The following is a 23,087-nucleotide window of genomic DNA, read 5'->3' as shown; positions in this document are numbered from 1 at the left end:
ATGGTCGGAGAGGGAAGCGTTCCTCGTAGGACTGCGGGCGTGGGGCACCCGTGGTTGTTACGAAAGAACAAGGACTTGCCACCCGACCGGTGAAAGTCCATCTCCAAACACTACCAGAATCAGGGGGTTTCGCGCGAGGCCCCGGTGTGAATCCCCTCTCCCGCGCGCTTGTCCAGCAGCGTATTCAGGAACGTGGTGACAGCGGGAAGATTCGCGATGCGGTGCAGGGTAACCGTGGCACCTGACGTCGTCGTCACAAGAAGGGAACCGGAGGTGCCGGTACCCGCAGGTTGCGCATCCACCCGTGCCACCGCGGCAAGCGGAAGATCGTGCCCGAGCTTTGTGAACACCCCGCGCCGGGTAATAATCCTGCGGTTGGTAATACTCACCGTGCTCATATACCACTGCAGCCACGGCCATCCGGCAATCGCAATAAGCGCGAGAACTCCGACCGCCACCACCAGCCACCCGGCCAGCGGCTGCCACCTACCCGGCAGCGCTACCACCCCGAGCATCGCGAGGAACACCACCGCCGCGGCACCGAGCACCCGCGGCAGTAAATGCCGGGCATCGGGGTGCATATGGACAAGGAGTTCTTCGCCGGTTCCTAGTAGTTTTTGCGACAGAGGCATACTAACCATCGTGCCACAAAGAAAAAGCGGGCGTGTGAAGCGGCCGATAGCGTGGGGGAGAGAAACGCGAAGCTGCGCGATACGGTACGACGCCGCGCCTAGCTGCCAGCGCCGCGCATTCCTCAGCTATTCAAGCCGTAGCCACGCGCGGCCAGCTCCAAGCAGGCCAGCGATTCTTCATGCGAGGTAGCCTGCACCGAGATCATGAGCTCATCGGCCTGCGCATCGCGGGCGAACTTTCGCAGATATTCACCCACCTCGGCCGCGTCCCCCACCGCGGTGTAGCGCAGCATATCGAGGATGTGGCGGGCCTGCGCGCTGTCCATGACCGTCTCAAGATCCGCATCGGAGATATCGCGGCCCGGTGCCCCGCGCAGCAGCATATTCCGGACCCGGGCCCGCTTGACCCGCTCAAATTCACGAGCGGCAGCCTCCGAAGTTTCTGCCGCGGTCACATTCACCGCCGCAATAACATAGGGCTCGGCCAGCTCCTCCGAGGGCTGGAAATTCTCCCGGTAGTGGGCAATTGCCTCGTGGAGCAGGCGCGGAGCGAAATGGGAAGCGAAAGAATAGGGCAGGCCCAGTTGCGCGGCTAGATCCGCCCCGAAAAGCGAAGAACCCAGAATAATGAGGGGAACGTGGGTGCCCTGGCCCGGATAGGCCGCAACCCCCGGCACCCGGGAGGTATCCCCGAGGAATCCCTGGAGTTCCACCACATCACGCGGGAAGTTCTCATAGGCGCTGGCATCGCGGCGCAGCGCGTAGAGGGTGCGGCTATCGGTGCCCGGCGCCCGCCCGAGCCCTAAATCAATACGCCCCGGATACATTTCGGCCAGCGCCCCGAATTGTTCAGCAATGACGAGCGGGGAATGGTTGGGGAGCATCACCCCGCCCGCACCCAGTCGAATCCGGGAGGTATGCGAGGCAACGTAGCCGATGATGATCGCGGGGGAGGAGGAGATCACCGTGGGCATATTGTGATGCTCGGTGTACCACACCCGGGTGTAGCCGGCGGCTTCGGCGCGCTGAGCGAGGTCCACGCAGCGATGCAGGGCCGCGGCCGGAGCTTCGCCGTCGTACCGCGTAGCGAAATCTAACACTGACAAAGGAACATTCATGGCAAACTCCCGTGACCGATATATCCATATCCATTATGGTCCAAGGACTATACTTGAGCAGAGTTTATTGTGAAGGAGAGACGTGCCTATTTCTTCCGCTGAGGAATCGCGCGCCATTATTCCGGGCGCGACGGCGCCCGAGCGTATCCGAAATTTTTGCATTATTGCGCATATTGATCACGGAAAGTCCACGCTGGCTGACCGGATGCTCCAACTCACCGGGATTGTGGAGCAGCGCGAAATGCGTGACCAATACCTGGACCGGATGGATATTGAGCGTGAGCGCGGCATCACCATCAAATCGCAGGCCGTGCGTTTGCCGTGGTCGGTGGAGGGGAAAGCCTACGCTCTCAATATGATCGACACCCCGGGCCACGTGGACTTTTCTTATGAGGTCAATCGTTCGCTGGCGGCCTGCGAAGGTGCGGTGCTGCTCGTGGATGCCACCCAGGGAATTGAAGCGCAAACCCTGGCCAATTTGTATATGGCCATGGAAAATGACCTCACGATTATTCCCGTGCTTAATAAAATCGATTTGCCTTCCGCGCAGCCTGAAAAAATCGCGGAAGAAGTGGCCTCGCTCCTGGGCGTGGAACCGGAAGACTGCCTGGCGGTCTCCGGGAAAACGGGGGAGGGTGTGCCCGAGCTCCTCGACCGGATCGTCGCGGAGGTTCCCGCGCCGTCGGGGCGCCCGGACGGCCCGGCCCGCGCCATGATTTTCGATTCTGTTTACGATATTTATCGCGGGGTCGTCACCTACGTGCGTGTGGTTGATGGTGAGCTGACCACCCGCTCGAAGGTGCGCACCATGGCCACCCGCACCGAACACGAACTCCTGGAACTGGGCGTGATTTCCCCTGAACCCACGCCCACCACCGCGCTGGGCGCCGGGGAAGTGGGCTACCTCATCACCGGCGTGAAGGATGTGCGCCAAACCCGCGTGGGGGATACCGTGACCGGCGCGCGGGAGAGTGCCACCGAAGCCCTGCCCGGCTACCTCGATCCGAAACCGATGGTGTACTCCGGGATCTACCCGATGGACGGCTCCGATTTCCCGAACCTGCGCGAGGCCCTGGAAAAACTCAAGCTCAATGATGCTTCGCTGGTGTACGAGCCGGAAAGTTCGGTGGCCCTCGGTTTCGGCTTCCGCTGCGGCTTCCTGGGACTGCTCCACCTGGAGATTATTCGCGAACGCCTCGAGCGGGAATTCGACCTCGATATTATTGCCACCGCGCCCTCGGTGATCTACCGGGTCATCACGGATGCCGGTGAAGAACTGACCGTCACGAATCCTTCGGAATTCCCGGAAGGGAAAATTCGGGAGATTTACGAGCCGACCGTGCGCGCCACGATCCTGGCTCCTTCCGATTACGTGGGCTCCATTATGGAGCTGTGCCAGGAACGGCGCGGGGCGCTCCAGGGCATGGATTACCTCACCGCCGAGCGGGTGGAGATTCACTACGTACTGCCGCTGGCGGAGATCGTCACCGATTTCTTTGACCAGCTCAAGTCGCGCACGAAGGGCTATGCGTCCCTCGATTACGATATTGCCGGTGAACAGCCCTCCGATCTGGTCAAGGTGGATGTGCTGCTCAATCACGAACAGGTCGATGCGTTCTCCGCCATCGTCCACAAGGACAAGGCCTACTCTTACGGCAATGAGATGACGAAGAAACTCAAGACCCTCATCCCGCGCCAGCAATTCGAAATTCCGGTGCAGGCCGCGGTAGGTTCGCGCATTATCGCCCGCGAAACCATCAAGGCCCTACGTAAGGACGTGCTCTCCAAGTGCTACGGCGGCGACGTCTCGCGTAAACGCAAACTGCTGGAGAAGCAGAAGGAAGGTAAGAAGCGCATGAAATCCATCGGGCGCGTGGACGTGCCCCAGGAAGCTTTCGTGGCTGCCCTCACCTCCGAAGCACCCACGGGGAAGTAGCTATGTCCGAGCGTCCCGAAGATTCACGCGCGGCTCGCCCGGATGCCACGCCGCAGCAGTACGACGGCGCAGCCGGGCCCTCCGCACCCGACCGCTCCCAATGGCGCATCCGCTCCTTCTCCCTGCGTGGTTCGCGCCTGGGTGCGCGCCACGAAGAAACGGTGGCCCGCCACCCCGAACTTTTTGTGCCGCTGGCACCCGGCCCCCAGGCCACCACGGTAGCCTTGGATGCCCGCTGCGACCTCGGGCAAGTTTTCGGCCGCGAGGCCCCGCTCGCCGTGGAAATCGGCCCCGGTTCGGGCGAGCACGGTGTTTCATTCGCCCAGCGCCACCCCGAATATAATGTGCTGCTCGTGGAAGCCTGGGCTCCCGGCGCGGCGCGCTGCGTGGCCAGTATTTTGCGTGCGGGCGTGACCAACGTGCGGGTGCTGGAGGCCGACGCCGCCCAAGCCCTCCCCGTCCTCTTTGGGCTGGAATGCGCGGGCCTGGTACGCGGGGAGGACGTGACTGCTTGCGGGCCGGCGCGCAGCACCGCCCATCCGAATGCCGCGAATCCGCGCGCCGAGCAGGTGTGGACGTTCTTCCCCGATCCCTGGCGTAAAGCCCGCCACCATAAGCGCCGCCTGGTTGCCGCGCCTTTTGCCACGGTGGTGGCCGGGATGCTCCGGGAAGGGGGCGCCTGGCGGCTGGCCACGGATTGGGATAATTACGCCTGGCAGATGCGCGACGTCGTCGAATCATCCCCGTATTTCACGAATCCGCACGCCGGTGAACGCCCGGACCCCGCGGATCCCACCCCCGAACGCGGCGGTTTCGCGCCGCGCTGGGAGGAACGCGTGCTCACCCGTTTCGAGGAACGCGGCATCGCGGCCGGGCGCACCATCCACGATGTTCTCGCGTTGCGAGCCTAGGCTCCGATGGCGTCCCTTCCGCACGGCGAGCCGGCCCCGGCCTCCGGCGCGCTCCCGAATCCGGATGTGAGCGCCGGTTTTTCCGCCTACGTTCATATTCCTTTTTGCACGGTGCGCTGCGGCTATTGCGATTTCAACACCTACACCAAGCCGAGCTTCGGGCCGGGGGCAGGCCGCGATGATTTCCCGGCGTCCCTCGCCCGCGAAATAGCGCTCTCGCGGGAGGTCCTCGATACCGGCAGCAACCGCGCCGCGCTGCGCACTGTTTTCTTCGGGGGCGGTACCCCCACCCTGCTGGATGCCGGGCAGCTCGTCGCGGTGCTCGCGGAGCTGGACCGCGCTTTCGGCCTGGCCGAGGGCGCTGAAATCACCACGGAATGCAATCCGGAATCCGTGGACCGCGCGGCCCTCGCCACCCTGCGGGCCGGCGGTTTCACCCGCATCTCCTTCGGGATGCAATCAGCCGTGCCCGAGGTGCTGCGTACCCTTGATCGCCAACACAGCCCCGGCCAGGTCGAACGCGTGACCGGCTGGGCCCGGGAGCTGGGTCTGGAGTATTCCCTCGACCTCATTTACGGGGCGCCCGGAGAAACGATGGAGCAGTGGCGCACCTCGCTCGCGGCCGCTCTCGCTCTCGAACCCGCGCATATCAGCGCCTACGGGCTCATGGTGGAACCGGGCACCAAAATGGGGATGCAGGCCCGCCGCGGCCTCATTAGCCTCCCCGATCCGGACGAGCTCGCCGATAAATACGAGGTCGCCGACGATATCCTCTCCGCGGCCGGCTACCGCTGGTACGAGATTTCGAATTGGGCCCGCCCCGGTCACGAATGCCGCCACAATTGCTACTACTGGGAGAATGCGAATTGGTGGGGCTACGGCCCCGGCGCGCACTCGCATATTAACGGGGTTCGGTTCTGGAACGTCAAACACCCGCGTGCTTACGCGGATCGGGTCTGGGCGCGCGGAATAGGGAACGACGACGCCGCCGCCGCGCTCCGCGCGCCGGGCGAGCCAGCCGCGAGCCAGCCAGCCATTGTTTCGCCGGCCCTGGAGCGGGAAATCCTCAGCCCGGCCGAACAACGCGAAGAAAAAATCATGCTCGGTATCCGGATGAGCCGCGGAATTGATATTCCCCGGGGCGTGGATGCCGCGGTGGTGGAAGGCCTGATCCGGGACGGTTTAGTTGAGGCAGAAACCGCCCGCGCCGGGCGTCTTGTTCTGACCCGGCGCGGGCGGCTCCTGGCTGATACCGTGACCCGGGCCCTCTGGTAGCGCGGGGTCTGGTTATTTCTGAACGTGCCGGGCGCTAACGCCCGGTGTAGCCGGCATCCACGGCGATCACGGTGCTCGTCACGTAAGAAGCTGCATCGGAAAGCAACCACAGGGCCGGTTGCGCGATTTCGCGCGGGCTACCAAAACGATTGAGCAAGGAAATCATGGGTGCGTATTCCTCGCCGCTCGTACCCAGGGCTTCGAGTGCATCGTGCAGCATGGGAGTATCAATTGCGCCCGGGGCAATAGCGTTGACGCGGATATTATGTGGCCCGTTCTCCACTGCCGCCACCTTGGTTAGGCCAATCACTCCGTGCTTGGCGGAAACATAAGCGGGGTTAAAGGGTTGGGGCCGAATTCCGGAAACCGAAGCGGTATTGACGATGGCACCTCCATCGCCTTGCGCGAGGAATTGCTTAATTTCGTACTTCATGCACAGCGCCACACCCTTGAGATCGACTTTCATGAGCTTATCCCAGTAGTCTTCATCGAATTCCGAGGTGAGCGCATTATCGGGGGCCGCCGCGGCATTATTGAAAGCACCATCCAAGCGCCCGTAGGTTTCTACCGCGGTAGCAACCATCTTTTGGACAGATTCGGAATCCGAAACATCGGTACGCACCGCAATAGCTTCGCCACCGGCCTTCTTGATGGTAGCGACAGTTTCTTCAGCGCCTTCCAGATTGTAATCAGCGACGATGACCTTGGCGCCGGCTTCAGCAAAAAGAATCGATGCTTCGCGCCCGAGTCCGGAGGCTCCGCCCGTGACAATAACGCTCTTATCGGCGAGAACCGGGAAAGTGGTGACATTGTTACCCCGCATAGCTACTCCTTCGTGGTAGGGGACCATAGTCGCAATCTATCGAAGGGGTGCCGCGAAGGTCGTCCGTCGGGGAAGTTTTACGCTACGGGCCTACGCCGGATGCGCAGTGAGGGGCGTTTGATGCCGAGCCGGTAGCGGCGCTTTGGAGCCCGCCCGATAAGGAAAATTCCGAGCAGCATAATAATCGCGCCCAGCCATTGCAGGGCGGAGAGTCGTTCACCTACGAGCACTGCGGAAAAAACAATGGCGCTCAGTGGCTGAATCAAAATAAGGGTGGCGGCCACGGAAGGGTTAACCAGCGGCATACTCGCCTGGCAGAACAACCACCCCAGCACCTGGCTGGACAGCGCAATCAGAATCATCCAGCCCCAAGAACTGGCCGACAGCGCGAGGGTGAGGGGCCCGTGAGTAGCAATGAGCAGCGGGGTGGAAACCACCGTGGTAACCAGGCACACAATCGCCATGGCGGTGCCCTGGTGGTGTGGAGAATTAGTGCGCCCGGTGAGGACTACATAAACGGTGTAGGTCAGGCCCGCGAGCGCGGAGAGGATAATGCCACGTACCAGGTCAGATCCGCCTGCGCCGTCGAGAATACCGGAAAGCAAGAAAATCCCGCCGAGGGAAAAAGGTGCGGCTACGAAAAACATCCACGGCACCCGGTTGCGGAAGAACAGCCACGCGACCAAAGGTACCGCGAGGGCCTGCACGTAATTGACCACCACGGCGGAAACCGAGGGGCCGGCCAATAGCACGGAGGGTGTCCACAGGGCCATATCCACCCCGAAGCACACCCCGCACACCGCGTAGAGCAGCAGATCGGCGCGCCGCATCGGCCCGTACTGGCGCCATTCATGAACCACCATGGGCAGCAGGGCGAGGAAAGCTAAGCCGAAGCGGAAGAACACAATCGTGGTGGCGTTTTCTCCCGATAGCGTGATGAAGGGAGAAACAAGTCCCACGAGAACCGAAGCGACGGCGAGGGTGCCGCGCGGGGACGCAACAGCGATTTTGTCCACGAGGGAGCGGCGCTGGAGGGCCACGTGATCACAACTCCTGATAGGGGTGAAGAAGAACCGAAACAACGAGGGCAGCGGCTCCGGCCGGGGCCGGATAAGCGCACGCAGCAAGGATATACCCTGAGGGCCTCGGGATTGTAGTTACTACCTGGTCCCGGCGGCGGTGACGAAATCGATGAGTTCCTCCATGCGGCCCAGCAGTGCGGGCTCAATATCTTTATAGGAGTGCACGCAGGAGAGGATGTGGGTCCAGGCCCGGCCAATATCTTCAGCCGTTTCGTGCGGCCAGCCGAGCCGGCGCAGGGTACCCACCTTAATATCTTCCCCGCGCGGTACCTCCGGCCAGGCCCGCAAACCCACCGCGGCGGGTTTAATGGCCTGCCACACATCAATATAGGGATGGCCGAGCACCAGTACGCCCGGGCCGGCCACCCGCGCCGCGATCCGCGATTCTTTCGAGCCGGGTACCAGGTGATCCACCAGCGCGCCCAGGCGGTGCTCATCATCAGGGGCAGTTTCCCGCACCACCGCTTCCAAATTATCCACCCCGAGTAATTCCTCGACCACCACCCCTTCGAGGGCCAGATCCTCACCCCAGATCTTGGCCACCAGTTCGGCGTCGTGCTTCCCTTCCACCCAGATACGCGAGGCGCGTGCCACGCGCGCCCGCGCTTTCACGTGAAAAGAACCGGAGGCGGTGAGGAGCCGGCCGCGCGGCGCCTCCGTGCGCGGGGCGGTGATCTCCACCGGCTCGCCGTCGATCCAATAGCCTTTGCCCAGCGGGAAGGAACGGCGCACCCCGCCGCGGCCCTCCAGTTCCATTTGCCAGCGCCCGGCTACTTTCCCCACCGAGAGCACTTCGCCCACAAAGCCGGAGGCCACGTCTTCAATGAGGAGGCCGGGTGCGGCCGGGACGGGGCGGGAGGCGCGGCGGTGGTCGTGCGGATCGCGAGCGAGTACGTCGTCGCCGTAGCGATCAGGCATTCCGGTAGCAGAGAACATCACGCTCTAAGGGTATGCGCTCCCGGGCCGCCCCGCGTAGAATTAGCACTCGAAGGTATAGAGTGCTGAGCGGGGCTCAAGGTAACTCAGGGTAAGGCAACAAGCACCGCCGTGGTTCCACGGCGCAGGGAGGAAGGATACCGGTGGCGGCAGAAGATCGGCGCGGGCGCGTTCTTGAGGCGATTGTGCGCGATTACGTCACCACCCGCGAACCGGTGGGATCCAAGGCCCTCGTGGAACGCTACGCGCTGGGAGTTTCCCCGGCCACCGTCCGCAACGATATGGCGGTTCTGGAAGAAGCCGGGCTGCTCACCCACCCGCATACCTCGGCCGGGCGTATTCCCACGGATGCGGGCTACCGGGCTTTCGTGGATTCCCTCACCACCGTCAAACCGCTCTCCAGAGCGGAACGGCGCGCCATTAGCCAAATCTTGGACGCCGCGGTGGACCTGGACGATGTGCTGGAGCGCGCGGCCCGCCTGCTTTCCCATCTCACCCAGCAGGTCGCGGTTATCCAATACCCGGCCCTCGATAAAGCGGTGCTGCGCCACCTGGAACTCATTTGGCTCGGCGCCACCCGTATTCTCCTCGTGGTTATTACCAGCGCGGGGCGGGTAGAACAGCGCGTCATCGCGGTGCCCCCGCACCTGGAGGGCCTGGATGTGGATGCGGTGAGCCGGGAGGTTACCACCCGCTGTAACGGCCAGCCGCTCACCACCGCGGTGGCCGTTCTCGCGGAGATCGCCGAACGTAGTGAACCGGAAGCCGCCGCGGCTCTGCGCGATATCGCGGCGGCGCTCACTACCGCGGTGCATACTGGCGCGGAGGACCGCCTCACGATGGCCGGCACCGCCAATCTCTCACGCCACTCGGTGGATTTCCTCCACTCGATTTCCCCGGTGCTGGATGCCCTGGAAGAACAGGTAGTGCTGCTGCGCCTCCTCGCCGCGATGGAAACTGATGTGGCAGTATCCATCGGGGTGGAAAATGATCATGAAAACCTGAGTGAAACCTCGGTGGTCTCTTCAAGTTACGAAGTAGCCGGGCATGAAGTGGCCCGGGTAGGCGTCGTCGGCCCTACCCGAATGGACTATCCCGGGAATATCGCGGCGGTGCGCGCCGTTGCCCACTATCTATCCGGTATTCTGTCCGGGCAGTCGTAGTGGCGGTCGTAGTGGTGATCGTAGTGGCGGTCGCAGTGGTAGGGAACGGAACTATCGCAGCGTAGTGCGCGGCACCGGGCGCGGTCACTCGCGAGTGAAGCGTGCCGGCGCGCGGGCAGGGCGCAGAAAAGAACAAAGACGGGAGAAATGTGGCTGATTTTTACGAAACCCTCGGGGTGGAACGCGATGCGAGCCAGGAAGAAATCCGCAAAGCGTACCTGCGCCTCTCGCGCAAATTACACCCGGATCACGCCGGTCCGGAAGCCGCAGAACGCTATAAGGAAGTCAACGAAGCGTATACGGTGCTCTCCAACCCGGATTCGCGCCGCCAATATGACCTCGGCGGGCGCGGCGGGGGAGCCGGGGCGGCCGGTTTCGGTTTCGATATGAACGATATTTTCTCCACCTTCTTCGGGGGTGGGGGAATGCGCGCCGGTGGCCCGGCCCCGCGCGGGGAACGCGGGCGCGATGCCCTCCTTGGTTTGAGCATTGAACTTTCCGATGTGGTCTTCGGAGCCCAGCGCCAGGTGAGCGACTCCTTCTTCACCGTGTGCCCCACCTGCGCGGGTAGCGGCTGCGCGGCCGGATCCCAGCCGGTGACCTGCGGGGCCTGCCAGGGCCAGGGGATGGTCCAGCAGGTCACGAATTCCCTCTTCGGCCAGATGGTTACCCAGGTGCCCTGCCACACCTGCGAAGGCCACGGCACCGTTATCGCCGACCCCTGCCGCCCCTGCCACGGCACCGGGCGCATCCGCCAAGAAAAAACCCTCACCGTGGACATCCCGGCCGGCATCGAGAACGGTATGCGTATCCGCCTGCGCGGCCAGGGCGACGCCGGAACCTTCGGCGCCCCGGCCGGCGATATTTTCGTGGAAATCCGGGTGGAAGAACACCCCATTTTCCAGCGGGTGGGCGATGAACTCCTTGGCGAAGTCCAGGTGCCCATGACTTTCGCGGCCCTGGGCGGCAGTGTCACCATCCCCACTCTGGATGGGGACCGCGAGCTGGAGATTCCCGCCGGGACCTCCTCCGGCGTGGTCCTCACCCTCAAGGGCCTGGGCGTGGCCCGGCTGCGCGGCAAGGGCCGCGGGGATATGCGGATCACCGTCGCGGTGAAAACACCCACTGACCTGGATGAACGCCAGCGCGAACTCCTGCGTGAACTGGCCGAACTACGCGGGGAAAGCGTGCAGGACGCCCAGCTCGCCGAGCAGGGCAAATCCTTCTTCGATAAATTGCGCGAAAGGTTGAGTTCACTGTGACGCTCCCGCTTTTCTTCGCCGATTTCCCCGCCACCCGGCCCGGGGGCGGAGCCGGCGCCGCCCTGAGCGTGGGCCAGGAACTGAGCCTCACCGGTGACGAAGCCCGCCACGCTAGCGTGATGCGCATCCGGGTGGGGGAGGAGATCCTGATCTCCGATGGGGAGGGCCGGCGGGCCCGCTGCACGGTGAGCGTCGTCGCCAAAAATGAGGTGCGCGCCCGCGTGGAGGAAGCGAGCGCGGAACCGAAACCGGCCGGGCCGATCACCCTCGTCCAGGCCCTCGCGAAGGGCGGCCGCGACGAACAGGCCGTGGAAACCTGCACCGAATACGGGGTGTGGGATATCCTCCCGTGGGAAGCGGCCCGCTGCGTCGCCTCCTGGAAAAACAAAGAGGAGAAGGGCCGGGCGCGCTGGCAGGCGACGGCACGCGCCGCGGCGAAACAATCACGGCGCAGCTATATTCCGCGCATCCGTTCCTTAAGTACGACGGCGCAGCTACCTCAGGCCCTTACCGGGAGCACTGTGCTGCTCTGCCACGAGGAAGCCGAACTGAGCCTGGCTGAGGCGGTGGCCCGCGGAAAAGTGAGTACCGCGCAGGTGGCCGGCCCCGTGGCCGTCATTATCGGCCCGGAAGGCGGAATCGCACCGGAAGAAATGGCGATGCTGCAGGCAGCGGGGGCCATCCCGGTGCTGCTGGGCGCGCATGTGCTGCGCAGTGCTTCTGCTGGGGCCTACGCCCTGGCAAGTATCGCCACCGTGCGCGCGCTGGGCACGCTACTATAGGACGTAATGACGCACACAGAAAACAGCCAGCGCACCATTGTGGTGCCGGACCGGGTTTCCATGATTCATCTGCTCGGGCATCGTGATGACGTGCTGCGAACCTTGGAAGAACGGCTAGCCCCCACCACCATTCACGTGCTCGGCCACCGGATCACCCTGACGGGCCCGGCCGCGGAGCTCGATCTTGCCGAATCGCTCATTGGGGAATTAATCGACGTCGTCGCCGAAGGTGAAATCCTCACCCGGGACGCAGTTGCCCGTGCCGTTAATATTGCGCGCGCCGGCGTGGCGCATCCCACCACGCTGCTGCACACCGATATTTTATCGAACCGCGGTAAAACGATCCGGCCGAAAAGCCTGGGGCAAAAAGCCTACGTGGACGCCATCGACGCCCATGATATTACCTTCGGGATCGGGCCGGCCGGCACCGGGAAAACCTATTTGGCGATGGCCAAAGCGGTGGTGGCTCTCAATGACGGGCAGGTCAAACGTATTATTTTGACGCGCCCGGCGGTGGAAGCCGGAGAATCCCTCGGCTTTCTGCCCGGATCCCTCACCGATAAAATCGACCCGTACCTGCGCCCGCTTTACGACGCCATGTATGACATGCTCGACGCGGATTCCATTCCGAAACTCATGGCGGCCGGCACCATTGAGGTGGCGCCGCTGGCGTATATGCGCGGGCGCACCCTCAACGATGCCTTCGTGATTCTGGACGAGGCGCAGAACACCACACCCGAACAAATGAAAATGTTCCTCACCCGGCTCGGCTTCAACTCTAAAATGGTGGTGACAGGCGATATCACCCAGGTTGATCTCGGGGCGAATAAAGTGTCCGGATTGCAGGTGGTGCGGCGGATTCTGCGCGATGTTCCGGGGATCCATTTCTCGGAGCTGAGCTCGGCGGACGTGGTGCGCCACCGTTTAGTTGCCGAAATTATTGACGCCTATGCCCGCTGGGATTCCCGGCAGCGCTAGCGCGGGGCGATAGGTGTGAGTAGCGGCGAGTAGTGCGGCGCGCGTTGCGGTAGGGCAGTTTCGGGAGAATCTAGGGAACGGTTGTCAGGAAAGACCACATGATAGAAGTAAATGACGAATCGAGTTTTAGTCCGGCTCCGGATCTGGAAGAGATCTCGGAGCTAGCCACCTACGTCCTCGATAAGATGCGGGTGCATTCCATGGCGGATCTGTCCATCGTGCTCCTCGATGAGGATGCCATGGCGGATCTCCACGTCACGTGGATGGACCTGGAAGGGCCCACAGACGTGATGTCCTTCCCCATGGATGAGGTGCGCCCGGCCCCGCCCGGTGAAGAACCGCGCCCGGGAATGCTCGGCGATATTGCGGTATGCCCGCAGGTTGCCAGCCGCCAGGCCCACGCCATGGGGCACTCCACCGCGGAGGAAATTCTGCTCCTCGTAACCCACGGGATTTTGCATCTGCTCGGCTACGACCACGCAACCCCGGAAGAAAAAGACACCATGTTCGCTTTGCAACGCCAACTCCTCCTCGTGTTCCTTTCCGAACGCGGGGGAGGCGATCCGCGCCCCACGGAGGTGTAAGAAAGGATGGATCACTTACCCGTGGCAGCGGGAACGCTGCCCTCCGCCCCGTTTTATATTGCTGCCGGCCTGTGCCTCCTGCTTTCTTTGTGGTGCACGGTGGTGGGCGCGGCCCTCGGGCGCATGACCCGCACCGAAGCCGCGGAAATGTACGCACATAAGGAACGCGGTTCGGCGCGCGTGGTGGCCATTATGGCCCGCCGCCCGGCCGCCTCCATGGGCATCGCCGTGGTGCGTGCGCTCCTCATGGCCAGCTACGGAATCTGCTTCACTTTCGCCCTCGGAACCGATGTGGCGGCCTGGTGGCAGATCTTCCCCATTTTCTTCGGCGTGACGGTCCTGGCCCTCCTCGCTTTCGCCTTCTTCAACCCCCTGAGTTTCGGGGTGGAACGCCACCAGCGGGTGCTACGCAAAGCCACCTGGTGGCTTTCTCCGCTCACCTGGTTGCTTTCGCTGCTCATCCGGGAACGTGAATTTTCACCCGAGGAAGCCGAACAGCGCCAAGAAGACCAGCTCGCCGTGATGGTGGAACGCGTGGCCGAATCCGAAGCCCTGGACGATGCCGAACGCGATATTCTGCAATCGCTTTTCGATATGGGTAATACCCTGGTGCGCGAGGTCATGGTGCCGCGTACCGATATGATCGCGGTGGAGGCGGATGAAACCCTGGATCGCGCTATTTCCCTCTTCACCCGCTCCGGTTTCTCCCGGGTGCCGGTCTACCGGGAATCCATTGATGATGTGATCGGCGTGCTCTACCTCAAGGACGTGATCCGGCGGGTGCACCGGCGCCACCAGCACGATGACCTGCGGGTAGCCGATCTGGTACGCGAACCGGTTTTCGTTCCGGAAACTAAGATTATTGACACCCTCATGCGGGAAATGCAGGCCGACCAGGTCCACATCGCCCTCGTTGTGGATGAATACGGCGGAATTGCCGGCCTGGTTACCATCGAGGACCTCGTGGAAGAACTCGTGGGCGAAATTTCCGATGAACACGACCGGGCCCTCCCGGCGGTGGAAGAACTCGAAGCGGGAAGCTTCCGGATCCCGGCGCGCATGCCCATTGACGACCTCGGTGACCTCTTCGGAATCGAATTGGAGGACGACGACGTAGATACCGCCGGCGGCCTCTTCGCCAAGAGCATCGGGCGCGTCCCCATCCGCGGCGCCGAAACAACCGTGGCCGGAATCCACATGGTGGCCGACCGTTTCGAAGGGCGCCGGCGCCGGTTATCGACTATTATCGTTGCGCGCGAAGAAACTGAAGATGAGGGCGAGGACTAGAACACAATGACGGTGGAGAACACAGAATTTCGGGCCGGGTTCGCCTCGGTGGTGGGCCGCCCGAACGCCGGGAAATCAACCCTCACGAACGCGATGGTGGGGAAGAAGGTCGCCATCACCAGCGCCCGCCCGGAAACCACCCGGCGTATTATTCGCGCCATTGTGACCCGGGATGCCGGCCAGGTGATCCTTGTGGATACCCCGGGGATGCACCGCCCGCGCACCCTGCTGGGCGAACGCCTGGGCGATATGGTGCGCGATTCCATCGCCGATGTGGACACCATCATTATGTGCCTGCCCGCCAATGAAAAACTCGGGCCGGGTGATAAATACCTCCTCGATCTGGCGGTGCGCGCGAAAGTCCCCATGATCGCCGCGATTACCAAAACTGATCTGGTCACTCGCGAAGCCCTCGCGGAAAAAATTGTGGCCGTGGCTGCCTTCCATGATTTTGTGGAGATCGTGCCGGTGAGTGCCACCACGATGGATCAGGTGGAACTCCTCACCGAGCAGATTATTAAGCAGCTGCCCGTTTCCCCGCCGCTCTATCCGTTGGATGCCATTACCGACGAAACGGAAGAAACCCTCATCGCGGAGCTTATCCGCGAAGCCGGCCTGGAAAAAATGCGCGAAGAACTTCCGCACTCCCTCGCGGTCACCATCGACGAAATTATTGAGGAGACCGCACCTAATGGGGGCCCGCTGGTGCGTATCCACGCCTCGCTGCACGTGGAGCGCGATTCCCAGAAGGGGATTGTTATTGGGCGCGGGGGAGCGCGCTTGCGCCAGATCGGGCGCGATGCCCGCAAAGCTATTAAGGCGCTGCTGGGCACGCCGGTCTACCTCGATTTGCACGTGAAGGTCTCCAAAGACTGGCAGCGCGACCCGAAAATGCTGGATCGACTCGGGTTCTGATACGTGCGCCTGACCGATCTTCCCTACACCCCGCCCACCGAGAATCCGCCGCCGGGGCGCACCCTGGTGCCAGCTAGCCACCTGGAGAGCGCGGATCGCGCAGAACGTACCGCGCGCCGGGGGCGCGATGAGCACCCGAATCACACCGACCAGCCGGAACGCACCGCGCGCAGGGGCTGGCGGCGCTGGCTGCCCACCCACAAACGCTTCGTCACCTGGCTCATTGTAGTGTTGGCCGCCGGGCTCATCGGGAGCGCCTTCGGGCCGGGCTGGAATCCGCAGCCCATGACCGCGGCGATCGCCCCGCAAACCCCGGATACCACCATTTCTACCGGGGTCCCCACAGCGCGGCTGGGAACCTACCAGGTGGCTAGCAGCACCGTCACAATCACCTTGCGCGATGGCACCCTCATTCCCGCCGTCGTCAAACGCCCGGTGGGCGCGGGCCCGGTGGTCCCCGGGATGCTCTTTATCCACGGCACCGGCACCTCTTCTGCGCGCGATTTCGGGCGGGAAACCGAAGCGATTGCTTCCACCGGGATTATTACGGTGGTTCCGGAAAAACGGGTAGCGAACTATACGACGACGCATCGCGATTACCTCCAGCTCGCCGCGGATTTTGAAGATGTGTACCGGGAGATGCTCTCCTGGGAGGATGTCGATGCACGCCACTCGGGTCTGTACGCGGTATCCGAAGGCTGTTTCGTGGCCCCGATTGTGGCCACCAGCGCGAAGGCGGTCAATTACGTGGCCCTCATCAGCGCGCCGGTGCTCCCGATCCGCCAGCAGGGAGCCTACGCGGCGGACGCCTACCTGCGCGAAATTCACGCCCCGGCCCGGCTGCGCGCCGCCATCCCGAAGCTCATCGGCCAGGATTTTGGCCCCGATACCTTCCGCTATATCGATTTCGATGCGGCCCCCTACGAGAAGCAGATGACCATGCCGGTCCTTATGCTCTACGGCACGGCCGATAATTCCATGCCGACCATCCAGGGCCCGCAGATGATGGCCCGCTACCTGGAAGAAGCCGGCAACAGCGCGCTCACGGTGCGCTATTACAAGGACGCCGACCACGGCCTCCAGATCAACCGCAGTAAGCTTTCGCGCGCGGCCATGCAAGACACCGCGGATTGGGTCAATGGTTTACCCTTTACGGCGACGGCGCAACCGCGGGTGGCCGGTGACCAACCACGGCAGGCCTTCGTGGCCCCCACCCTCACGGCCGGCGGGTGGTTCACCGCTCAAACAGCGCTCTATATCGCGCTGGGCGGCGTTGCCCTCCTGGCGGTGAGCATTGTGCTGGTGGCGGTGTGCTGGATTCCGGTGCGCGGGCATCGCCTCTCGAATTTCTCCGGATCGGGGGCAGCTCTCAATCTCGCTTCCCTCTCGGTGGTGGGCGCCTGGGCGGTCTTCCTCGTGTACCTGGTGGCCGTGGCCCATATCGCGCTCACCTACTCCCATAATCTCCTCATCGTGCAGGGCGGTTTCGCCCTTGTTCACCTGGCGGCGCTGGGGGCGGCGTGGATGCACGTGCGGGCCGCTTTCCGTAGCTGGAATGCCCGGCCCGGCATGGGGCGCATCGCACGGGTTACTACGCTGCTCACTTTGTGCGCCCAAGCGGTGCTACTCATGAGCCTGGGATACTGGAATGCTTTCCCCGCGGTGCTATAAACCGACGAGACCGTCCATAATACGGGCGTTATGTCTCACATCTCGGAAAAATCTGTGCATATTCAGCTAGCTGAGGGGCTAGAGTTATGCCTATGGGTACCCTTCGCCTTCTCCTTATGAGCCGCCGCGAGCTTATTCGGCTTCTCGCGGCGGGTTAAGCTGCGCCGTCGTTCTTAAATTTGACCGCCACACAAAAATAAAAGGTGACCACCCCATGAAAACTTCCGGATACACGCACCGTCAGCGCCCCTCGGGTATGCCCTTCTACAAGTATCGGCCGTTCCTGGATACCAATCCGATTGCGCTGCCGGATCGTACCTGGCCCAATAATCGCATTACCAAGGCGCCGCGCTGGCTTTCCACCGATCTGCGTGACGGCAACCAGGCCCTTATCGAACCGATGGATATGATCCGCAAACGTCGGATTTTCGATCTACTTGTCAAGATCGGTGTGAAGGAAATTGAGATCGGTTTCCCGGCCGCCTCCCAAACCGATTGGGATTTTGTACGCTCCCTGGCGGAAGACGGCGCGGTGCCTGACGACGTGACCGTCTCGGTTCTCACCCAGTCGCGCCCCGAACTTATTCACCGCACCATCGATGCGCTGGCTGGATTCCCGCGCGCCACCGTGCACCTGTACAACGCCACGTCACCGGTGTTCCGCGATGTGGTTTTTGGCTCCTCCAAGGAAGCCATCCGCGAACTGGCCATGGCCGGAACCCGGGAAATCGTGGCTTACGCCGAAAAAGTACTTCCGGATGATCTCATTTTCGGTTTCGATTATTCCCCGGAAATTTTCGTGGATACTGAAATTGATTACGCCCTCGAGGTGTGCTCATCCGTTATGGATGTCTGGCAACCGGATGCCGAGCGCGAAATTATTATTAATCTTCCCACCACGGTGGAACGCGCCACTCCGAACGTCTACGCTGATCAAATCGAATACTTCTCCCGCCATATCCCCAAGCGCGAGTACGTGGCGCTTTCCGCGCATAATCACAATGATCGCGGCACCGGGGTGGCCACCACCGAATTGGCGATGCTCGCCGGTATTGACCGGGTGGAAGGCTGCCTCTTCGGGCAGGGGGAGCGCACCGGAAATGTTGATCTTATTACGGTGGCGATGAATCTTTATTCGCAGGGGATTGATCCGGAACTGGATCTTTCCGATATTGATGCCATCGTGGATGTGTGCGAAGAATGCACCGGGATTGAGGTGGGCCCGCGGGTGCCCTACGCCGGTTCGCTTGTCTACACCTCGTTCTCCGGCTCCCATCAGGACGCCATTAAGAAGGGGATGCAACGGCGGGCCGCGGATCTGGCCGCGGCCGGCGGAGATGAACGGCAGGTTCCCTGGGCGCTGCCCTATCTGCCCATTGATCCCAAGGACGTGGGGCGCACCTACGATGCCATCGTGCGGGTTAATTCCCAGTCCGGCAAGGGCGGGGTTGCCTACCTTATGCAAACCACCCGCAATCTGGATCTGCCCCGGCGCATGCAAATCGAACTCTCCCGCATTGTGCAAACCTGGACGGAACGCACCGGCGAAGAAGTCAGCGCGGATACCCTGTGGGATATTTTCGTGGACGAATACCTCCCGCTCTCGCAAGGGTATGCGGAGCAAGAGCCGGCGGGCGCTGCTGCGGCGAAGCTGACCGGTGCAACGGGTTCGGCGGGCGCTGCGACCTCGCAGAACGCACCTGGCGCGCCGGGTGCGGCCAGCACCCCGTGGGGTCGCTACCGTTTGCGCGCCCTGGAATTCACCAATCACAGCGGCGGGGTGACCGATATTAGCGCCGTCGTGGAAACCCAGGCCGACGGCGTGCAACATAGCCTGCACGGCAGCGGCAACGGACCCATCCACGCTTTCGTCAACGCGATGGAACAGCTGGGCGAGTATATCCACGTGCTCGACTATGCCGAACACACCCTGAGCGAGGGTACGGATGCTTCCGCGGCCGCCTATGTGGAATGCGAGATTGATGACCAGGTGCTGTGGGGCTGCGGTATTCACACCTCCACGACACGCGCCGGCCTCAAGGCGATTATCTCGGCTGTCAATCGCGCGCACCGCTAAACTGGGAGCCAGTGAAACTCTATCGGGATGAAGGAATAGTCCTGCGTACGCAGGACCTGGGGGAAGCGGACCGCATCGTCACCCTGCTGGCACGCGCGCACGGTTTGGTGCGCTGCGTGGCCAAAGGGGTGCGCCGCACCCGCTCCCGATTCGGGGCGCGCCTGGAGCCCTTTACCTATGTGGATGTGCAGCTCTACCGGGGGCGCAGCCTCGATATTGTCACGGAAGTGGCTACCCTCAATCCCTTCGGGCGGGCCATCGCGCCCGATTTTGAAGCCTACACGGCTGCGAGCACCATGGTGGAAGTTGCGGAAAAACTCGGGGCGGAAGGCGAACCGGATCGGGCCCACTACCGCCTTCTCCTGGGCGCACTCAATTCCCTGGCTGCCCGCCAGCACGCTCCCTATCCGATTATGGATTCCTACCTGCTGCGCGCCATGGCGGTATCCGGGTGGGGCCTAGCGGTGACCTCCTGCGCGCTCTGCGGTAGCGGGGAGGATCTCACGGCTTTCCACGTGCAAGCCGGCGGACTGGTGTGCCGGCGCTGCGCCCCGCGCGGGGCCGCTTATCCGGGCGAGGATACCCGCAGGCTCCTTGCAGCCCTGGCACGCGGGGATTGGAACGTTATTGACGCGCTGGCCGGTACCGCTGGGGAAACCGCACACGGCTATATTTCCGCGTATGTGCAATGGTATTTGGAACGCAAGGTACGTTCCTTGCAGATCGTGAGGTCGGCATCATGACAGACGAGCACCCGAATCGAGCGCAGCTGGACCATCTCCCTCACCTGGAGCGGCCCACTCCGGCCCACCGGCCCGGCATCACGCCCCCGCCTCTGGGCCGGGTGCCCGAACACGTGGCCATCGTGATGGACGGTAACGGGCGCTGGGCGAATGCCCGCGGGTTGGCGCGCACCGAAGGTCATAAAGCCGGCGAGCGTTCCCTCATGGACGTGGTGGCCGGCGCCCTGGAAGTGGGAGTCGCGGAGCTCTCCGTCTACGCTTTTTCTACCGAAAACTGGCGGCGTTCACCTTCTGAAGTCCGGTTCCTCATGGGATTTTCCCGCGATATTATCCGCGCCAACCGCGATCAGCTCCACGAATGGGGAGTGCGGGTGCAGTGGGTGGGCCGCGAAGGCCGGCTGTGGCGCTCGGTGCTGCGTGAAATTCGCGCCGCGGAAGAACTGACCGCGGGGAATACCCGGATGGTTCTCAACCTGTGCATTAACTATGGCGGGCGCGCGGAAATCGTGGATGCGGTGCGCGCGGTTGCCGAGCGGGTGGCCCGCGGCGAACTCAAAGCCGAGCGCATTAGCGAAGCAACCCTGACCGCCCAGCTTTACGCCCCGCGCATGCGCGACGTCGACCTCCTTATCCGTACCGGCGGGGAATACCGCACCTCCAATTTCCTCATGTGGGAAAGCGCCTACGCGGAACTGTATTTTTCTCCGCTGCCGTGGCCCGAATTTGAACGGCGTGCCCTATGGGAAGCCTGCGCCGCCTACGGGCAGCGCGAAAGGCGATTCGGCGGCGCCGTCGACAAAATTGCGCCTCAAGATACCGGCACCGGTAAGGTAAGCGCGCCGCGGGGCGCAGGCGCCGTCGACAAAATTGCGCCGGAAGGCGCCGCCTCATCACGCTAGACTGGACCCTAAGCGCGCCCGCCGCACGGCCGCGGCGCCCACGCACAAAGACACGCATAAGGAGCGGATATGACCACCCACGATCCCTACGCCGGAGTGCCGGCCGGAAGCGTTGATCTTCACCTCACCTCCGATGATTTCGCGAACGGGGAAGCCCTGCCCGAAAGCGCAACCGGCACCGGCACCACCCCGGGCGGGGCGGACCGCAATCCGCAACTGGGCTGGGATACCCCGCCGGAGGGCACGGTGAGTTTGCTCGTCTCCTGCTATGACCCGGATGCTCCCACCCCGTCCGGTTACTGGCACTGGACGGTTGCGAATCTGCCCGCCGATACCGCGGAAATTGCGGCCGGCGGTTCCGATGACCTTCCGGCACCCGCCCTCACTTTGAAGAACGACGGCGGAACTCCGAGCTTCCAGGGCGCCGCCCCGCCGGCCGGCCACGGCCCGCACCGCTATATTTTCGCGGTGCTGGCCCTTGATACCGTGCTGGATATTGATGCGGAAACCCGGCCCGCGGTGGCGTATTTCCTGGCGCGCGAGCATGTATTAGGGCGCGGCCTGCTCACCGGCACCTGGGAAAATAACTAAAGCAAGCGAAGCGCAAGGGGAGGATAACTCGATGACTGACGTGCGCACCTACGCGGTACTCACACCTTTTGATAGCGCGGATGCCCTCGCGGCGCTCTGCGCGTTGCACGGCCTGGACGTGCAGGTGGTGGCCACGGATTCCGGGGCGCTGGTGTACCGCCAGCTGGCAACGCCCGTCTACGATGAGTGGGATATCCGCAATATCACCGGCCCGGATCCCGATGAGGAACCAGCCTCCCTTTCCGATGATGCGCCCGCGGTGGCCGGAATGCTTTCCCGCCTCAGCCCCTACGGCTCCATCCTTATTGACGTCAATCTGGATAAAGAATCCACCGGTTTTGAGCCGGGCGTATCCGGGATGGTGCGCGCGCGGCGTTTCTTCGCTGGCAAGGCCGATGAAGAAATTGCTTCCGGCCTGCTGCTCAACTCCCTGGATCCCATCGTGGAGGAGCTCATGCTGGGGGAGCGCTCCATCACCGACTGCGCAGCCTTGGATTCCGGGAAACTCACCCAGGCGGATATTGAGAAGATTCTGCGCAAAGTCGCGCGGGGCGAAGATGCGGATGATCTGGACGGCATGGAAGGCGAGGCCGGCTCGGCAGACGCGGCCGGTGAGGCCGGCGAAGAACCCAGCCGCGGGGGATCGCGATGAGCTGTGAGCTGCTCGTCGCGGTAGATATTCGGGCGGGGCGTTCGGCGCGGCTGGGTAGCGGCCCGGAAGCGTGGAGTGACCCCGCGGCGGCTATCGCCGATTTTCGGGCGGCCGGAGCGCTGTGGATTCACCTGGTGGACCTCGACCTTGTATACGGCACCGGGGATAATTTCGCTCTGCTCGAGCGCCTCATGGACAGCCACCCGATGCGCTGGGAGCTTTCCGGTGGCATCGACACCCCGGAGGTGCTCGACCGCGCTCTCGCTACCCGTGCCGAGCGCATTAATCTCGCGACCACCGCCCTGCGGGATCGCGCGTGGGTTGCGGGGGTACTGGCGCAGCACGCGGATCGGGTGGCGGTTTGTCTTGATGTCGACGGCGCCCGGGTGGTTGCGCGCGGTGCCGGTACCGATGTTGGGGAGTTGCGTGAGGTTATAGATTTTCTCGACGACGCCGGTGCGCGCCGCTACATCGTCACAGATCGAACCCGAGATGGCGCCCTTGCCGGGGCGAACCTTGAGCTACTCCACCGGGTCGCGGAGCTGAGCCAGGCGCATATCACTGCCTCGGGCGGCATGGCGACGCTTGCCGATCTGCGCGCGGTTCGGGAGCTGAGCGAGCGCCGTGCGAGCGCCGATAGCGATTCGCCCGGCTGCGTAGACTCGGTCATCATTGGCAAAGCCTTTTACGAAGGTAATTTCACCGTTGCCCTGGCCCTCGCGGAGCTTTCCTGAGCGGTGAGTTCCGCAGCCGCGGGGCGTGGCTGCGCC

Annotated in this window: 22 protein-coding genes; 17 read left to right on the top strand and 5 right to left on the bottom strand. The window is 63.1% G+C overall.

Annotated features, from left to right (window positions below):
- Nucleotides 1-119: 119 nt before the first annotated feature.
- Both QP305_RS00925 and QP305_RS00920 read right to left on the bottom strand, forming a co-directional pair.
- Nucleotides 120-632: a PH domain-containing protein gene (locus tag QP305_RS00925; protein WP_284903373.1), complete on the bottom strand. Its 513-nt coding sequence runs from the start codon at nucleotides 630-632 to the stop codon at nucleotides 120-122.
- A gap of 122 nt (nucleotides 633-754) precedes the next feature.
- Nucleotides 755-1,732, bottom strand: coding sequence for an LLM class flavin-dependent oxidoreductase (locus QP305_RS00920; RefSeq protein ID WP_284903572.1), 978 nt, complete (start codon nucleotides 1,730-1,732; stop codon nucleotides 755-757).
- Between the two features lie 100 nt (nucleotides 1,733-1,832).
- On the opposite strand from QP305_RS00920, the gene lepA reads away from it, so the two are divergent.
- The 3 genes from lepA to hemW are packed head-to-tail and all read left to right on the top strand — an operon-like array spanning nucleotide 1,833 to nucleotide 5,872.
- The gene (lepA, locus tag QP305_RS00915) at nucleotides 1,833-3,686 is read left to right on the top strand and encodes a translation elongation factor 4 (protein WP_087070857.1); all 1,854 of its coding nucleotides are present in this window, start codon (nucleotides 1,833-1,835) and stop codon (nucleotides 3,684-3,686) included.
- A 2-nt stretch (nucleotides 3,687-3,688) separates the two neighbouring features.
- Nucleotides 3,689-4,597: a tRNA (guanine(46)-N(7))-methyltransferase TrmB gene (trmB, locus tag QP305_RS00910; protein ID WP_284903372.1), complete on the top strand. Its 909-nt coding sequence runs from the start codon at nucleotides 3,689-3,691 to the stop codon at nucleotides 4,595-4,597.
- A 6-nt stretch (nucleotides 4,598-4,603) separates the two neighbouring features.
- On the top strand, nucleotides 4,604-5,872 hold the full coding sequence (gene hemW / locus QP305_RS00905; protein ID WP_284903371.1) for a radical SAM family heme chaperone HemW: 1,269 nt from the start codon (nucleotides 4,604-4,606) through the stop codon (nucleotides 5,870-5,872).
- Nucleotides 5,873-5,906: 34 nt separating this feature from the next.
- Here hemW and QP305_RS00900 read toward each other — a convergent pair whose 3' ends face one another.
- The 3 genes from QP305_RS00900 to QP305_RS00890 all read right to left on the bottom strand — a co-directional run bounded on the left by QP305_RS00900 (nucleotide 5,907) and on the right by QP305_RS00890 (nucleotide 8,713).
- Nucleotides 5,907-6,695, bottom strand: coding sequence for an SDR family NAD(P)-dependent oxidoreductase (locus QP305_RS00900; RefSeq protein ID WP_101594937.1), 789 nt, complete (start codon nucleotides 6,693-6,695; stop codon nucleotides 5,907-5,909).
- A gap of 77 nt (nucleotides 6,696-6,772) precedes the next feature.
- Nucleotides 6,773-7,735, bottom strand: coding sequence for a DMT family transporter (locus QP305_RS00895; RefSeq protein ID WP_284889062.1), 963 nt, complete (start codon nucleotides 7,733-7,735; stop codon nucleotides 6,773-6,775).
- A 120-nt stretch (nucleotides 7,736-7,855) separates the two neighbouring features.
- Nucleotides 7,856-8,713: a DUF3097 family protein gene (locus QP305_RS00890; RefSeq protein WP_284903569.1), complete on the bottom strand. Its 858-nt coding sequence runs from the start codon at nucleotides 8,711-8,713 to the stop codon at nucleotides 7,856-7,858.
- Between the two features lie 143 nt (nucleotides 8,714-8,856).
- Here QP305_RS00890 and hrcA point away from each other — a divergent pair, with 143 nt between their 5' ends.
- The 14 genes from hrcA to QP305_RS00820 all read left to right on the top strand — a co-directional run bounded on the left by hrcA (nucleotide 8,857) and on the right by QP305_RS00820 (nucleotide 23,051).
- Nucleotides 8,857-9,876: a heat-inducible transcriptional repressor HrcA gene (hrcA, locus tag QP305_RS00885; protein ID WP_026429424.1), complete on the top strand. Its 1,020-nt coding sequence runs from the start codon at nucleotides 8,857-8,859 to the stop codon at nucleotides 9,874-9,876.
- A 149-nt stretch (nucleotides 9,877-10,025) separates the two neighbouring features.
- The gene (gene dnaJ / locus QP305_RS00880; protein ID WP_101594922.1) at nucleotides 10,026-11,138 is read left to right on the top strand and encodes a molecular chaperone DnaJ; all 1,113 of its coding nucleotides are present in this window, start codon (nucleotides 10,026-10,028) and stop codon (nucleotides 11,136-11,138) included.
- Nucleotides 11,135-11,920: a 16S rRNA (uracil(1498)-N(3))-methyltransferase gene (locus QP305_RS00875; RefSeq protein ID WP_284903369.1), complete on the top strand. Its 786-nt coding sequence runs from the start codon at nucleotides 11,135-11,137 to the stop codon at nucleotides 11,918-11,920. Before dnaJ ends, QP305_RS00875 begins: the two co-directional genes overlap by 4 nt.
- A gap of 6 nt (nucleotides 11,921-11,926) precedes the next feature.
- Nucleotides 11,927-12,898, top strand: a complete 972-nt coding sequence (locus QP305_RS00870; RefSeq protein ID WP_284903367.1) for a PhoH family protein — start codon at nucleotides 11,927-11,929, stop codon at nucleotides 12,896-12,898.
- A gap of 98 nt (nucleotides 12,899-12,996) precedes the next feature.
- Nucleotides 12,997-13,482: an rRNA maturation RNase YbeY gene (ybeY, locus tag QP305_RS00865; protein ID WP_026429421.1), complete on the top strand. Its 486-nt coding sequence runs from the start codon at nucleotides 12,997-12,999 to the stop codon at nucleotides 13,480-13,482.
- A 6-nt stretch (nucleotides 13,483-13,488) separates the two neighbouring features.
- Nucleotides 13,489-14,769, top strand: coding sequence for a hemolysin family protein (locus QP305_RS00860; protein WP_087070849.1), 1,281 nt, complete (start codon nucleotides 13,489-13,491; stop codon nucleotides 14,767-14,769).
- A 6-nt stretch (nucleotides 14,770-14,775) separates the two neighbouring features.
- A complete protein-coding gene (gene era / locus QP305_RS00855; protein WP_101594916.1) occupies nucleotides 14,776-15,684 on the top strand; it encodes a GTPase Era in 909 nt (302 codons plus the stop codon).
- Between the two features lie 3 nt (nucleotides 15,685-15,687).
- Nucleotides 15,688-17,355, top strand: coding sequence for an alpha/beta hydrolase family protein (locus QP305_RS00850; protein ID WP_284903365.1), 1,668 nt, complete (start codon nucleotides 15,688-15,690; stop codon nucleotides 17,353-17,355).
- A gap of 214 nt (nucleotides 17,356-17,569) precedes the next feature.
- Nucleotides 17,570-19,432, top strand: a complete 1,863-nt coding sequence (locus QP305_RS00845; protein ID WP_284903363.1) for a 2-isopropylmalate synthase — start codon at nucleotides 17,570-17,572, stop codon at nucleotides 19,430-19,432.
- Nucleotides 19,433-19,443: 11 nt separating this feature from the next.
- Nucleotides 19,444-20,175 (top strand): DNA repair protein RecO, encoded by a 732-nt coding sequence (gene recO / locus QP305_RS00840; protein WP_284903360.1) that lies wholly within the window; start codon nucleotides 19,444-19,446, stop codon nucleotides 20,173-20,175.
- On the top strand, nucleotides 20,172-21,074 hold the full coding sequence (gene uppS / locus QP305_RS00835) for a polyprenyl diphosphate synthase (RefSeq protein WP_284903358.1): 903 nt from the start codon (nucleotides 20,172-20,174) through the stop codon (nucleotides 21,072-21,074). Before recO ends, uppS begins: the two co-directional genes overlap by 4 nt.
- A 69-nt stretch (nucleotides 21,075-21,143) precedes the next feature.
- On the top strand, nucleotides 21,144-21,665 hold the full coding sequence (locus tag QP305_RS00830; RefSeq protein WP_284903356.1) for a YbhB/YbcL family Raf kinase inhibitor-like protein: 522 nt from the start codon (nucleotides 21,144-21,146) through the stop codon (nucleotides 21,663-21,665).
- A gap of 31 nt (nucleotides 21,666-21,696) precedes the next feature.
- The gene (locus QP305_RS00825) at nucleotides 21,697-22,317 is read left to right on the top strand and encodes a hypothetical protein (RefSeq protein ID WP_284903354.1); all 621 of its coding nucleotides are present in this window, start codon (nucleotides 21,697-21,699) and stop codon (nucleotides 22,315-22,317) included.
- Nucleotides 22,314-23,051 (top strand): HisA/HisF-related TIM barrel protein, encoded by a 738-nt coding sequence (locus tag QP305_RS00820; protein WP_284903353.1) that lies wholly within the window; start codon nucleotides 22,314-22,316, stop codon nucleotides 23,049-23,051. Before QP305_RS00825 ends, QP305_RS00820 begins: the two co-directional genes overlap by 4 nt.
- Nucleotides 23,052-23,087: the final 36 nt, after the last annotated feature.

The sequence above is a fragment of the Actinotignum timonense genome, assembly GCF_030216305.1.
Taxonomy (GTDB): Bacteria; Actinomycetota; Actinomycetes; order Actinomycetales; family Actinomycetaceae; genus Actinotignum; species Actinotignum timonense_A.
The sequence above is the reverse complement of the archived record's forward strand: the minus strand, read 5'-3'. Positions and strand labels throughout refer to the sequence as shown.

Excerpts from the sequence above, each read along its gene's own strand:
- QP305_RS00860 (WP_087070849.1), top strand. The coding sequence starts at position 13,489 with ATGGATCACTTACCCGTGGCAGCGGGAACGCTGCCCTCCGCCCCGTTT.
- hemW (WP_284903371.1), top strand. The coding sequence starts at position 4,604 with ATGGCGTCCCTTCCGCACGGCGAGCCGGCCCCGGCCTCCGGCGCGCTC.
- QP305_RS00825 (WP_284903354.1), top strand. The coding sequence starts at position 21,697 with ATGACTGACGTGCGCACCTACGCGGTACTCACACCTTTTGATAGCGCG.
- QP305_RS00890 (WP_284903569.1), bottom strand. The coding sequence starts at position 8,713 with ATGTTCTCTGCTACCGGAATGCCTGATCGCTACGGCGACGACGTACTC.
- era (WP_101594916.1), top strand. The coding sequence starts at position 14,776 with ATGACGGTGGAGAACACAGAATTTCGGGCCGGGTTCGCCTCGGTGGTG.
- QP305_RS00900 (WP_101594937.1), bottom strand. The coding sequence starts at position 6,695 with ATGCGGGGTAACAATGTCACCACTTTCCCGGTTCTCGCCGATAAGAGC.
- uppS (WP_284903358.1), top strand. The coding sequence starts at position 20,172 with ATGACAGACGAGCACCCGAATCGAGCGCAGCTGGACCATCTCCCTCAC.
- ybeY (WP_026429421.1), top strand. The coding sequence starts at position 12,997 with ATGATAGAAGTAAATGACGAATCGAGTTTTAGTCCGGCTCCGGATCTG.
- QP305_RS00870 (WP_284903367.1), top strand. The coding sequence starts at position 11,927 with ATGACGCACACAGAAAACAGCCAGCGCACCATTGTGGTGCCGGACCGG.
- QP305_RS00820 (WP_284903353.1), top strand. The coding sequence starts at position 22,314 with ATGAGCTGTGAGCTGCTCGTCGCGGTAGATATTCGGGCGGGGCGTTCG.
- QP305_RS00845 (WP_284903363.1), top strand. The coding sequence starts at position 17,570 with ATGAAAACTTCCGGATACACGCACCGTCAGCGCCCCTCGGGTATGCCC.
- QP305_RS00925 (WP_284903373.1), bottom strand. The coding sequence starts at position 632 with ATGCCTCTGTCGCAAAAACTACTAGGAACCGGCGAAGAACTCCTTGTC.
- QP305_RS00830 (WP_284903356.1), top strand. The coding sequence starts at position 21,144 with ATGACCACCCACGATCCCTACGCCGGAGTGCCGGCCGGAAGCGTTGAT.
- trmB (WP_284903372.1), top strand. The coding sequence starts at position 3,689 with ATGTCCGAGCGTCCCGAAGATTCACGCGCGGCTCGCCCGGATGCCACG.